Origin of the sequence: Agrobacterium leguminum, assembly GCF_015704895.1 — a bacterium.
Classification (GTDB): domain Bacteria; phylum Pseudomonadota; class Alphaproteobacteria; order Rhizobiales; family Rhizobiaceae; genus Agrobacterium; species Agrobacterium leguminum.
The window spans coordinates 104,000-116,337 of the sequence record NZ_JADQWB010000008.1 but is presented as its reverse complement, the minus strand read 5'-3'; the positions used below and the strand labels follow the sequence as shown (position 1 = coordinate 116,337).

14 protein-coding genes are annotated in these 12,338 nt (G+C 60.9%); 5 read left to right on the top strand and 9 right to left on the bottom strand.

Annotated elements, in window-relative coordinates; all coding sequences use genetic code 11:
* Positions 1-201: 201 nt before the first annotated feature.
* The 5 genes from I3J13_RS14165 to lgt form a co-directional block, all read right to left on the bottom strand.
* Entirely contained in the window at positions 202-951 is a 750-nt protein-coding gene (locus I3J13_RS14165) for a hypothetical protein (RefSeq protein ID WP_196379195.1), read from the bottom strand.
* 89 nt (positions 952-1,040) lie between these two features.
* Positions 1,041-2,192, bottom strand: a complete 1,152-nt coding sequence (locus I3J13_RS14160) for a M24 family metallopeptidase (RefSeq protein ID WP_196379194.1) — start codon at positions 2,190-2,192, stop codon at positions 1,041-1,043.
* Position 2,193: 1 nt separating this feature from the next.
* The gene (gene pgeF, locus I3J13_RS14155) at positions 2,194-2,988 is read right to left on the bottom strand and encodes a peptidoglycan editing factor PgeF (RefSeq protein WP_080851236.1); all 795 of its coding nucleotides are present in this window, start codon (positions 2,986-2,988) and stop codon (positions 2,194-2,196) included.
* Between the two features lie 151 nt (positions 2,989-3,139).
* The gene (locus I3J13_RS14150; RefSeq protein WP_196379193.1) at positions 3,140-4,240 is read right to left on the bottom strand and encodes a class I SAM-dependent methyltransferase; all 1,101 of its coding nucleotides are present in this window, start codon (positions 4,238-4,240) and stop codon (positions 3,140-3,142) included.
* Between the two features lie 15 nt (positions 4,241-4,255).
* Positions 4,256-5,068, bottom strand: coding sequence for a prolipoprotein diacylglyceryl transferase (lgt, locus tag I3J13_RS14145; protein ID WP_059757445.1), 813 nt, complete (start codon positions 5,066-5,068; stop codon positions 4,256-4,258).
* Positions 5,069-5,376: 308 nt separating this feature from the next.
* Between lgt and I3J13_RS14140 the strand changes: the two genes are divergently transcribed.
* The 4 genes from I3J13_RS14140 (at position 5,377) to I3J13_RS14125 (ending at position 7,742) form a co-directional block, all read left to right on the top strand.
* Positions 5,377-5,640, top strand: coding sequence for an accessory factor UbiK family protein (locus I3J13_RS14140; RefSeq protein ID WP_003522871.1), 264 nt, complete (start codon positions 5,377-5,379; stop codon positions 5,638-5,640).
* Between the two features lie 428 nt (positions 5,641-6,068).
* Entirely contained in the window at positions 6,069-6,569 is a 501-nt protein-coding gene (locus I3J13_RS14135) for a type III secretion system chaperone family protein (protein WP_003522870.1), read from the top strand.
* A 1-nt stretch (position 6,570) separates the two neighbouring features.
* Positions 6,571-7,389, top strand: coding sequence for a pyrroline-5-carboxylate reductase (gene proC, locus I3J13_RS14130; protein ID WP_196379192.1), 819 nt, complete (start codon positions 6,571-6,573; stop codon positions 7,387-7,389).
* A gap of 11 nt (positions 7,390-7,400) precedes the next feature.
* Positions 7,401-7,742, top strand: coding sequence for a tRNA-binding protein (locus I3J13_RS14125; RefSeq protein WP_020811282.1), 342 nt, complete (start codon positions 7,401-7,403; stop codon positions 7,740-7,742).
* Between the two features lie 172 nt (positions 7,743-7,914).
* Here the strand turns inward: I3J13_RS14125 and I3J13_RS14120 are convergent, their stop codons facing one another.
* The 4 genes from I3J13_RS14120 to I3J13_RS14105 all read right to left on the bottom strand — a co-directional run bounded on the left by I3J13_RS14120 (position 7,915) and on the right by I3J13_RS14105 (position 11,389).
* Entirely contained in the window at positions 7,915-9,294 is a 1,380-nt protein-coding gene (locus tag I3J13_RS14120; RefSeq protein ID WP_196379191.1) for an ATP-binding protein, read from the bottom strand.
* Positions 9,295-9,325: 31 nt separating this feature from the next.
* On the bottom strand, positions 9,326-10,039 hold the full coding sequence (locus I3J13_RS14115) for a response regulator (protein ID WP_003522866.1): 714 nt from the start codon (positions 10,037-10,039) through the stop codon (positions 9,326-9,328).
* 2 nt (positions 10,040-10,041) lie between these two features.
* The gene (locus I3J13_RS14110) at positions 10,042-10,548 is read right to left on the bottom strand and encodes a MarR family winged helix-turn-helix transcriptional regulator (RefSeq protein WP_031234081.1); all 507 of its coding nucleotides are present in this window, start codon (positions 10,546-10,548) and stop codon (positions 10,042-10,044) included.
* A gap of 241 nt (positions 10,549-10,789) precedes the next feature.
* Entirely contained in the window at positions 10,790-11,389 is a 600-nt protein-coding gene (locus tag I3J13_RS14105; protein WP_196379190.1) for a DUF1236 domain-containing protein, read from the bottom strand.
* 231 nt (positions 11,390-11,620) lie between these two features.
* Here I3J13_RS14105 and I3J13_RS14100 point away from each other — a divergent pair, with 231 nt between their 5' ends.
* Complete coding sequence (locus tag I3J13_RS14100) at positions 11,621-12,265, top strand: MBL fold metallo-hydrolase (protein ID WP_196379189.1); 645 nt, start codon at positions 11,621-11,623, stop codon at positions 12,263-12,265.
* Positions 12,266-12,338 lie beyond the last annotated feature (73 nt).

Here is a 12,338-nt window from a genome sequence, read left to right as displayed (position 1 = left end):
CCATCGCCTTGCATCACGGGGCTCAATCCACCGTAACCAAGCGTCGTTCAAGGGGAGGAACATCCGGCTGAAAAGCCTTTGCCGGATACGCCTTGTTGCCATGCGCGCCTTAATAGCGCTGTTGCTTCCGATTGCAAGAGGACTCCGCGCTTTCGCAATGATTTTCGTGAAATCTCTGTGACTTCTCCCGCCGTTTTCACCTCATCCCTGTTGAGACTGCTTCCATGACGAATAGTCGTTGAGCGTTTTTGCAGCGATATCCTGCATGACCCTGTCGGTCACGGCGGCCCATGGATCGCTGCCTTTTGCCGCCACCGTTTCCTGCCCCTGCAGGCGGTGAAGCCGCACGCCATTGGCGTCCAGAATGTCCCAGACGTAAACGACATTGACCTTGGCGCCATCGGCAAAGGCGGAGAAATAGCCCTTCAGGATGTTTTCGGCCGAATTGTCGTTGGAGGCCCGGATGGTCAACCCCTTTGCCCGCGCCTCGGCCCCGAGCTGGCGCGACAGCGGCGTCACCGCCTGAACCGGGGCTCCGATGATCGGCAGGAAGCGGATGGAGTTTGCGGAAGAGGCGGGCGCAAGCGATGCCGTCTGCTGTGCGGGTGCGGGTTGAGCGGCGGCGGGTGGCTGGGCTGCGGTCTGGTTCTGGCGAAGCGGCTCGCCATACTGGCTGCCGTTGGACAGCGCCTGTGCCTGCGCCTGCAACGAGTTTTGCGGTGCATAGGCAGGAACGGATGTTGCGGTTGCCGGAGCGCCCGTCGGTGCGCGGTCGGCGGCGGCGGCCATCTGGTCGAGATCGCCCTGGGTCACGGGTGTCGACTGCGAGGCATTGTGGCCGACATCCACCTGCGGTGTCAGCGCTTCCGTCGTGTTGCAGCCTGACAGGGCCAGCATCATCGCTGGAACAATGATGGCCGAAAAAAGGGGGGTGAACCCCGTCCGGCTCATGCGATTTTCCCTCTCATGTTCCGCTCCTTCTTGCCCAAGGTGGCGCAATGTAAGGGCGGTTTTCCCGCTCTGTCAAACCCGGCGGCGATTTAAGCTGTGAGAAGATCGAGGTTGTGGCACGAGAGCGGCTCCGGTGCGGCCTCCGTGGTCAGATAGGTCTGGCCGAGCGTCATGGCCGTGCCGGAATCGGAATCCATCACGATCATATGCACGAAGAGCGTCATGTCGGCGGTGATCTCCTGCGGATTGCCGGCGTGGAACATCTGATGCTCCATCCAGGACGGCGAGAAGCGCGCGCCCAGCGAATAACCGCAGGAGTTCAGCCGGTGGCGGGTCAATCCGCGTTCATCCATCACGCGGGCATGGACGTCGAAAACATCGCCGAAGGTCTTGCCCGGCCGCAGCACTTCCTCGATGGCGGTGAGGTTTTGCAGGCAGGCGCTGTAAAGCTCCTTCTGGCGGAAATCCTGTTCGCCGATCACCACCGTGCGCATCATGGCGGCATGGTAGTGGGCGCTAACGCCGGCCCATTCCAGCGTCAGCTGATCCTTGGCGTCGAGCCTGCGGCGGCCGGCCTTGTAACGGCACAGCAGCGCATCCGCGCCGGAACCGACGATGAATTCATTGGCGGGGTAATCGCCGCCGCCGGCCAGAACCGCTCCCTGCATTGCCGCGAGAATTGCGGCCTCGTCCGCGCCGGGCCTGATGAGCGGCAACGCTGCGTCCAGCGCCGCATCGGCCAATTGGCCCGCCTTGCGCGCATGGGCGATCTCGGCCGGGCTTTTGACGAGCCGCAGTGTGCTGATCAGATAGGAAGCGTCGCTCATCTGGCAAAAGCTGGCGAGCTGATTGTCCAGCAGGCGGGCGACGCGGCCGGTCATGCCGTGGGTGTCGTATTCGACGCCGATCTTTGCACCCAGCAGGTCGAGATCGCTCAGCAGGTTCTTGAGATCGAGCGTCGGGTCGGCATTGGGCCGGTCGACCCAGATCAGGATATTCTCGATGATGGAGGTATTGCGGGCCTGACGCAGATCCGCCGAGCGGGTCAGAAGCGTCATGGAGCCGTCCGATTTGACCACCAGCGTCTGGAAGAAGCAGTAGCCGAACGTGTCATAGCCGGTCAGCCAATACATGCTTTCCTGCGCGAAAAGCAGCAGGGCGTCCAGCTTCTCCTCGGCCATTTTCGCGAGCAGCCGCTCGCGGCGGGCATCGAATTCCGAAAGCTCGAAATGCAGGGCCATGTCAGTCCTCCAGAATTGCGATTGCGGAAATCTGCCGGCCATAATCGGGTTCGGCGCGGTGGGTGGTGCGGCGGTAGGAATAAAAGCGATGTTCGTCGGGATAGGTGCAGAGGCCGAGATTTTCCGCCTTCACACCGGCTTTCGTCAGCCGGTCGATGGTGAATTGCTTGAGGTCGAACAATGCGTGACCTTCCTTCTCCGTCCCGGCGAAATAATCCGCATAGGCCGGATCGATATCGGTGAAACGTGCCACATATTCCGGACCGACCTCATAATTGTTCTGGCTGATCGAAGGGCCGAGCGAGGCGGCGATGCGTTCCCGGCTGGCGCCGAGTGTCGTCATGGTCTCGATGGTGTTTTCGAGCACGCCGAACAGCGCCCCTTTCCAGCCGGCATGGGCCGCACCCACGACGCCGGCTTCCGCATCGGCAAACAGGATCGGGCCGCAATCGGCGCTCAACACGCCAAGCACGAAACCCGGTGTCGCGGTTACCATGGCGTCGGCCTGCGGGCGGCTGCCGTCATAGGTTTCATCGACCACGAGCACATCGGGGGAATGGATCTGGTGTACGGTGGCGAGGCGCTCCGCCGACAGGCCGAACCATTGCGTCACGCGCCGACGGTTTTCCTGCACCCGTTCCGGTTCGTCATGCGAGCCGAGGCCGACATTGAGGCCCTGATAAAGCCCTTCCGACACCCCGCCCTGCCGGGTGAAAAAACCGTGACGGATACGGTTTTTGCTATAGTCGGCGAGCAGGGGACTCTGGATGGGGAGCGGCAGCGTTGCGTTCTGCATGGTGCGGGAGTTCCTTGGAGAATATCGCTGTTGGCCAGTGAGGTACGGTTAAGCGAGATGTTTCCGGTTGCCGCGGCGTTGCGCGGCGTGTGTGATGCAGTGTGCCTGCTTCGTGTGTCGCGGCGATGTTGGCCCAGAGGTGATTGCGCTGTCAATCCACCGCGCGAAACGGCAGGAGATGAAGCGCGGGACTTGAAACGGCGATGACCTTGAAAAGTTCCCCCATCTTGCCGGCGCCTTCGCCGGCGAGGCGGTTGACCGCTTCGGCGATTTCCAGCGTCTGGTCCGGCGTAGCTTTGGCGGCAAGTGCGGCCGCGCGTTCCTTGAGACCGAGGCCATAGAGAAAGTCGCCCTGTCTCAGAGTGCCGTTGACGTGTACGCCGGTTGCTTCGGCTGTTTTCACGAGGCTCTCGAAATCGACATGGCTGGTGAGATCGGCTTCGCCGGGATGCGCAAGCGCCGGGTCGAAGGCATGGTTGCGCATGGCCTGCAACGTATCGCCATACCCGGCGACCAGATGGCCGTAATCGATGGCGAGCGCCGTGCCGCCATGGACGGAGAGGCGCTGGCAGATCGCGGTCATCACGGCTTCGCGGGCAGGCGAAATTTCGAATATGGCGCCAATCGGCTGCCGTTCCGGCTGCGGCGGCAGCAAAGCCGGGTCTATGCCGGCAAGCCCGGTCGAGAACACAAGTTCGTCATTGGCGTCGAGGCTGACGACCCTTTCGCGGAAACCCTGCGGCGTCTTTATGAATTGCCGGATCGGAATGGCGTCGAAAAGCTCGTTGGCGACGAGGAGCAGGAAACCTTCCGGCACATCGTCGAAACTGTCATGCCAGGTCAGCCTGTCCGCATGTGCGGCCAGCGTTTCCTTCTGGATGGCGGAAAGGCGGGGGCTGGTTTCCACCAGATGCACCTGCATCGTCTCGTAAAGCGGCGGTGCGATGCGGCGGATGACGCGCAGCATGTCCGACATCATGGTGCCGCGGCCGGGGCCGATTTCCACCAGTTGCGTTTCCATGGGAGCGCCGTGCCTCTGCCAGGCGTGGACCACGAAAACGCCGAGCATTTCGCCGAAAAGCTGGCTGACTTCAGGCGCGGTGATGAAATCGCCCGAACGGCCGAAGGGCTCGCGGCTCCTGTAATAACCGTGCTCCGGATCGGCGAGGCAAAGCGAGAAGAAGTCGGTAACGCTAAGCGGGCCGTTGAGCCGGATAAGTGATTTGATGCGTTGCGCGAGCGGTGTCGTCATGGCGGGTCATACCGTTCAGGCGCTTTTTGCCGCGCTGCGCGCCCGCAGAACCGCCCAGAGGCCGAGAGCGAACATCGGCGTGGAGAGCACCATGCCCATGGTCAGCCAGTTGCCGGCGAGATAACCGATCTGCGCGTCCGGCTCGCGGAAGAATTCCACGAAGATGCGTGACAGCGCGTAACCGCAGACGAAGATGCCGGTGACGACGCCGGGCGTCTTCAGCGCCCTGAAGGCATAGATGGCGATTGCCAGAATGATGACGAGCACGAGGCCTTCGAGGCCGGCTTCATAAAGCTGGCTCGGGTGTCGCGCGAAGGGGCCGCCGGTCGGGAAGACGACCGCCCATGGCACGTCGGCGATGCGCCCCCACAATTCGCCATTGATGAAATTGGCGATGCGTCCGAACAGCAGGCCGATGGGTGCCACGGCCGCGACGACGTCGAACATGCTCCAGACAGGAATGCCGTTCTTGCGGGCGAAGAGGATCATGGCGACGGTGGTGCCGATCAGGCCGCCATGGAACGACATGCCGCCATTCCATATCTCGATCGCCCTGATGGGATTGGCGGCGACGGCGGCGAGATCGTAAAACAGGATGTAGCCGATGCGCCCGCCGAGCACGATGCCGCCGGCTGCCCAGAGGATGAAATCGTCAAGATGCTGTGCCGAGATCGGCGACGTCTCGTTCGGCCACAGGCGATCCGTGCGGGCGAGGCGGCGGGCGTAAAACCAGCCGAGCATGATGCCCGCGACATAGGCGATGCCGTACCAGTGGATCGAGAGCGGGCCGAGGGACAGCGCCACCGGATCGATATTGGGGAAGGGCATGATGGCGATTTGGGTGGGAGCGGCTAACAATCCGTATATTCCGTCATCGTTGCGGGGTGGACAACGGAACGAGCCATTGCCTGAAGGGGCCGGGCGATGATGCTCACCGGTCTCCCTGACGCCAAGGAAAATGGCGATTGCGATGGCGGCGGTCAAGGTGATTCTTCAAGCTCCGGTTCAAGATACCGTAGGCCATGCAAGCTCTTGCGATTTTTCGATTTCGCTTGCAAGGCGGCGATGGAGTGCCTACCTGAAGGCTAGCAACAGCGGGCAAGACGATGCCCCTGAACCGACGAAGGATGAGCGCCATGAGCACGACAGGCACCAACCGTTTTCTGGATGAATTCGCCAAGCTGATGACCGATGCGGCCGGCGCGGCGCAGGGTGTACGCAAGGAAGCCGAAGCCGCCTTTCATGCGCAGGCGGATCGTTGGCTGAACAGTCTGGACGTCGTCCGGCGCGAGGAATTCGATGCCGTTCGCGAAATGGCCATCCAGGCGCGTGATGAAAACGACGCGCTGCGCGCCCGCATCGAGGCTCTGGAAGCGAAGCTTTCCGCCGCCAAAGACTGATTTTTCAACGCTTTTTCCGATGGGTCCCGGATCGCTTGCGATTCCGGGACTTTTTGTTTTCGGCCCATTCCGCCCGAAATGACTCCCGGTTGTTAAAAACGTCCCTCCGGCGCGAATTTTTTGGGGCCTGTGGACACTTCCAAAAAACGCAATCGGCAGAGTCGCTTATGTATCTCGCCTGAGGTGATGGGGGAGGAGATATCCACTGTTCAAAAAGCAAAAATGGCGGGGAAGGGGTGGCAGCAGGACTCGGCCATTATACACTGATTTTAAATGATGATTCGAAAAGACCTGGTAAGCTCCAGACAGGGTGAATGCGTAATTCTGGTGGTGTCGGGCAATCGTCTCAAATGTTTATCCCGGTTTGTATGTGCGTTTTGTGCCCGGCGTTCAAAACAGGACATTCCTACCGGCTGAGAAGGTGCCGCATGAGTCTGATAGAATTTGAAATTGAGCGTCAGTCCAATCCCGTGGACATGATCGAGATCGTCGCCGCCTCGAACGACTGGTCGTTCGAACGTTCAGGCGAAGATGAGATCGCCATGACTGTCGCCGGTCACTGGGCCGACTATCACGTCTCCTTTTCATGGATGGAAGAGTTCGAGGCGCTGCATCTTGCCTGCGCCTTCGACATCAAGGTGCCGGACCAGCGCGTCAACGAAGTCATTCGTTTGCTCTCTCAGGTCAACGGTCAGGTGCTGATGGGGCATTTCGATCTGTGGCGGCAGGAGGATGTGGTGATTTTCCGCCAGTCCCTGCTTCTGGCGGGCGGTGCCGAACCGAACAACCAGCAGGTGGAAGTGCTGCTTTCCAGCGCTCTGGAGGCCTGCGAACAATATTATCAGGCATTCCAGTTCGTCGTCTGGTCGGGGCTGGATGCGAAAAGTGCAATCGAAGCGGTCATGTTCGAGACCGTCGGAGAAGCGTAAGATGGTATATAAGGCTTCCGGGCCGCTCGTCCTGGTGGGCGCCGGCAATATGGGCGGCGCTCTGCTTTCAGGCTGGCTGAAAAAGGGTGTGGCGGGATCGCAGGTCATCGTCATCGATCCGCGCCCTTCCGACGCCATGCGGACGACGATTGCGGAAGCCGGAGCCGCTCATAGCGAAAGCGTGCCCGAGGGCGTCAAGGCCGGTATTCTTTTCGTGGCGGTGAAGCCGCAGATGATGGAAGCCGTGCTGCCCTCACTGAAACCCCTGCTGGGCCCGCATACGGTCGTCGTTTCGATTGCGGCGGGCACCACCATCGGCACGTTCGTTTCGCATTTCGGCAAGGTTGCCGCCGTGCGGGCCATGCCCAACACACCGGCCATGGTTGGGCGAGGTGTCACGGGGGCCTATGCCAACGAGCTGGTGACGCCGGAGCTTAAAACGGTGGTGGACGGGCTGCTGAAAGTCAGCGGCCCGGTCGAATGGGTGGATGCCGAAAGCGATATCGACGCGGTGACCGCGGTTTCGGGAAGCGGCCCGGCCTATGTCTTCTATCTGGTGGAATGCATGGCCGAAGCCGGCCGCAAGGCCGGTCTGCCGGCGGATGTGGCCATGCGTCTGGCGCGCGAGACTGTGGCCGGCGCCGGCGAGCTGCTGCATCAGTCCTCCGACGAGGCGGCGCGCCTGCGCCAGAATGTTACCTCGCCGGGCGGCACCACGGCTGCGGCGCTCTCCGTGCTGATGGCCGAAGATGGCATGCAGCCCCTGTTCGACAGGGCGGTCGCTGCCGCGAAAACGCGCGCCGAAGAGCTGGCGGGCTGAAAGGGCGGGCCATGAGCGGTGAAATTTCCTATGCCGATTTCGAGAAGGTCGATATCCGCGTCGGCACCATCATCGAAGCCGAGCCTTTTCCCGAGGCGCGCAAGCCTGCCTTCAAGGTGAAAATCGATTTCGGGCCGGAGATCGGCGTCAAGAAATCCTCGGCGCAGATCACGGTGCATTATACGCTGGAAAGCCTTGTCGGCCGGCAGGTTCTGGGCGTGGTGAATTTTCCGCCGCGCCAGATCGGCCCTTTCCGGTCCGAGGTCCTGACGCTCGGTTTTGCCGATGCCAATGGCGATATCGTGCTTGCCGGCGTCGAGCGGCCGGTGCCGAACGGCGAGAAAATGTGCTGATGGAATACGACGGCTCAGTGCCGGAGTGACGGAAACGGCAAGTCCGTGTCACACTTTTGGCTCCGGTGCTCTAGAGCATTTCCAGGAAAAGTGGAGCCCGGTTTTCCGTCCGGAAATGCGCCGAAACAAGGAGTTAGAGTGTTTTCGCGATTCGAAGAAAAGCGAAAAAACTCTAAGCCGGAATTTTGACGATTACCCGCAATCCACCCATCGGGCTTTCATCGAGCGTCACATCGCCGCCGTGGCTGCGGGCGATATCGCGGACGATGGAAAGGCCAAGGCCGGTGCCCGAAGCATTGAGGTTGCGCGCCTCGTCCAGCCGGAAGAACGGCTTGAACACATCCTCGCGTGAGTTCTCCGGAATGCCCGGCCCGTCATCGTCAAATGTCATGATGATGGAACGCGGCGCCTTGCGGATATCGATGTGGAGATTGCCGGCGTAGCGCCGTGCATTTTCGGCCAGATTGGCGACGAGCCGGGACAGCGCATTCGGCCGCGCGATGATCCGCTCGATATTATAAAGCTCGTAGCTGAATTTCTTGCCGTGCAACTCGAAATCATGGCCGATTTTTTCGAGAAGCGCTGGAAGCTCCAGCGTGCCGACATCCTCTTCGACATCGGTACGGGCAAAGGTCAGATAGGCCTCCAGCATCGACTGCATGTCCTCGACATCCTTGTCGAGCCCCTCGAGGTCGGGATTGTCGCCCGCGAGCGCCAGTTGCAGCTTGAAACGGGTGAGGATCGTGCGCAGGTCGTGGCTGACGCCGTTCAGCATGGCGGTACGCTGTTCCATCTGCCGCTCGATACGCTCGCGCATCAGGATGAAGGCGAGGCCGGCGCGCCGCACCTCGTCCGCACCGCGCGGGGAATAGCCGCTGATCTTCTGGCCCTTGCCGAAGTTTTCCGCCGCCTTGGCGAGCGCTTCGATGGGTTTGATCTGCCCGCGCAGGAAGAGGATGGAGATGGCGATCAGCACCAGCGATGCCCCGACCATCCAGACAAGGAAGATATGGGTGTTGGAAGCATAGGCCGAACTGCGGCGGGTGAAGACCCGCAGGGTCTTGTCTTCGAGTTGGATGCGGATTTCCACCAGTGAGCCGTTGCCATAGGTATCGATCCAGAACGGCCTGCCGATCTGTTGTGTCAGCTGATCCGCGAGAATCCTGTCGAGGATCGAAAACAGCGGCTCCGGTCTCGGGGCTGGCAGGTCTGTCTTCGGTTCGATATAGACGCTGAGATCCAGCTTGTCGCGGGCGATGCGGATGACGCGCTGATAGTCGTCTTCCTCCGGGTCCGTCTGCAGCAGCTCGATGATCGCGGCGATATCGCGCGTTACGGCGGCGGAGAGGCGTTCCGTCACGAGCTGCCAGTGGCGTTCCATGAAGACCGCCGCGACCACGGCCTGAAGCAGGATCATCGGCAGGATGATGATGAGCAGCGAACGGGTGTAGAGGCCGGTTGGCAGCCAGTGGCGCAGCCATCTGCCCGACATGCGCCAGGCCTTGGCCGCGCCGCTGTTTCTGACCGTGCTGAGAAAATCGAGGCTCGCCATGGCCGTGCGTTCGCCCTTCGTTGGGTGCTCGTCAGTCCACGCTCAGGCGGTAACCGATGCCGCGCACCGTTTGCAGATAGACAGGATTGGCAGGGTCGTCCTCGATCTTGCGGCGAAGACGGTTGATCTGCACGTCGATGGTTCTTTCGCCCACTTCCGATTCCGCTTCCACCAGCTCGTGGCGGGGAATGGTATCGCCGGCGCGCAGCGCAAAAAGCAGCATGATCTCCTGCTCGCGATCCGTCAGGCGGATCGTTTCGGGACCGCGCCGCAATTCCTTTTTGGGGATGGAGAAGCTGTAGGGGCCGAACATGATCTGTTCGATCTTGGGCGTATCGGGCGAGGTATTGCGCCGCAGGATATTGTTGATGCGCAGGACGAGCTCGCGCGGGTCGAAGGGTTTGGCGAGATAATCGTCCGCACCCGCTTCCAGTCCGGCGATGCGCGAATCCGCTTCCGAGCGGGCGGTCAGAAGGATGACCGGCACGGATTTGTCCTCGTTCAGCGAGCGGGTCAGCGAAAGCCCGTTTTCGCCCGGCATCATCACGTCGAGGATGAGCAGATCGAAACGGATGCCCACCATTTTACGCCGGGCTTCGGCGGCATCGGCCGCCACGGAGATGCGATAGCCCTTGTCGCCCAGAAAGCGCTGCAGGAGATCGCGGATGCGGGCATCGTCGTCGACGATCAGGAGATGGGCCGCATCGTCATCCGCCGGTGGACGTTTTGTCGGTGCTGTCGCCATCGTCACTCGTCCTCCACGGTGGTGGTCGTCGTCGGGCTGCGCATCTGCGCCAGGAATTTGCGCACGCAGGCGCGGGCGTCCGGCCCGAGGCCTTCCAGCGCGCGATCGATGCGGCGCGATTGCGGCTCGCTCAGCGCCAGCGCCAGTTCGCGGCCCGTCAGCGTGGGGTAAAGTCTGCGCTGGCGGCGGTCTTCCGGGCCTGCCATCTGGCGGATGTAACCGTCGTCGATCAATTGCTTCAGTACACGGGCAAGGCTCTGTTTGGTGATCTGCAGCGTATCGAGCAGATCCGCCACCGTCATGCCCGGCTGCCGGCTGACGAAATAAACCACCCGGTGATGCGCTCGTCCGTATTCCAGTTTCGACAGAATGACATCGGGATCGGAGACGAAATCGCGATAGGCGAAGAACAGCGCCTCGATCGTGTCGAAGTCGATCTTGCCGTCGTCAACCTTCGGGAGTGCCGGTGTCTGCCTGGCGGCTGCGGTTTTGAGCGATTGCGGTGGCACTGCGGTTCCTTCATATTCTGCGGCTGTCTGATCATAGGCTGACAGGCGTCGACGCGCCAATATTCTGTAAACATAGCCGAAAATGCGTCCGCTCGGGAGAATGCCGCGATCATTTTCTGTTGCGGTGGATAATATGGCGCGGGTGCGGGTGCAACTGGAATCCTGAGTGGCCTTTACCGGAAATAGAAAAGAGCGCGGAAACTCCGCGCTCTTCATCCGTCTCTTGATGTCCGCCGTGCGTTTACTGATAGACGTAAACGATCCGTCGCGTCGAAGGTTCGACCAGAACCGGCACGTCGTTCACCTGGACATAACGATATTGATAGTCCGGAATTTCAACGAGACGCGTATCCGACGGCAGCACACTACCGACGGCTATTTCGCCATCATAGGTGACGGTGTCTGCGGGATGTTCGTCAATATAGGTCATCACCGATTGCGGCGGATCGACTTCGCCGACGCGGCCGAGGTTCGGATCGCCGGGATTGGGTTCTGCCTGCACGCTTGAGGTCGTTTCATAGGTCACGACCGGCACGCTGAGTTCCGAGCGGCGCTGTTCGAGAATGACCGGCGAGCCCTCATACATGACATTCAGATAATCGGCATGGGCCCAGCCGCGCAGGCCGTTGACTTCGATCCGGCACCAGCTGCTGCCTTCCATGCAGCCATCCAGAACCGCATTGCTGCCGCGGGTGGCCAGTCCCACTTCGGGATAGTCTTCACCGGGGCCTGAGCGAACGGAAATATCCGATGCGGTGGTGGCGACCATGGCGGCGTTCGCGAAACCGGCCATCAAGGCGAAGGCGCCGCCAGCCATGAGCATTTTAAGCGTCTTGTCCATGTGTCTCACTCCTTTCAAGACTGGAGCTAGAACGTCGCAACCATCGGGGCGTTCCACATTTTTTGCCGGCAATTCCCGCCATCCGCCGAAGATTTATTGCTATCTAACTGTTTCCAATTCGATTTTTAGACTGCTTCAGTCGCCGGAAGTCGGCGTCTTTTCCGCCGCCATTGTGCCGCCACCGGTCGCGGGCTATAGGAGGCAGGAGCTTTCAGACAGGAGACGCAGGATATGGGAAAATTGCAGGCGGGCATTATTCCGGTCACGCCATTCGAGCAGAATTGCACCATCCTGTTCGATCAGGATACCAAGGAGGGCGTCGTCGTCGATCCCGGTGGGGATGTGGACGTTATTCTCCAGGTCGTGTCTGAAAATGGCATCGCGCTGAAGGAAATCTGGCTGACGCATGGGCATCTCGATCATGCCGGCGGTGCCGATGAACTGCGTGAAAAACTGTCGCTGCCGGTCATCGGGCCGCATGAGGACGACCGTCCTCTGCTCGAAAGAGTTGAGGCGCAGGCCGAAAAATACGGCATTAGCGGTCTTCGGAACGTTGCGCCCGACAAATGGCTGAAGGACGGCGACAGGGTATCCTTCGGGGATCATGTCTTCGAAGTCTATCATTGCCCGGGACATGCGCCCGGCCACGTCATATATTACAACCGCGATCAGAACTTCGCCCATGTCGGCGACGTGCTGTTTTCGGGATCGGTGGGGCGCACGGACCTGCCGGGCGGAAACCACGAGCAATTGATGGCGTCCATTCGCGACAAGCTTTTGCCGCTGGGTGACGATGTCGGTTTCATCTGCGGCCATGGCCCGGGTGGACGGCTGGGCGAGGAACGGCTCACCAACCTCTATCTCAAGGGGCTCTAAGTGCCGGCCCATTAGAGTTTTCCGCTTTTCCTGGAAATGCTCTAAGGCCTGCGGGACCGCACAAAAAAACCCG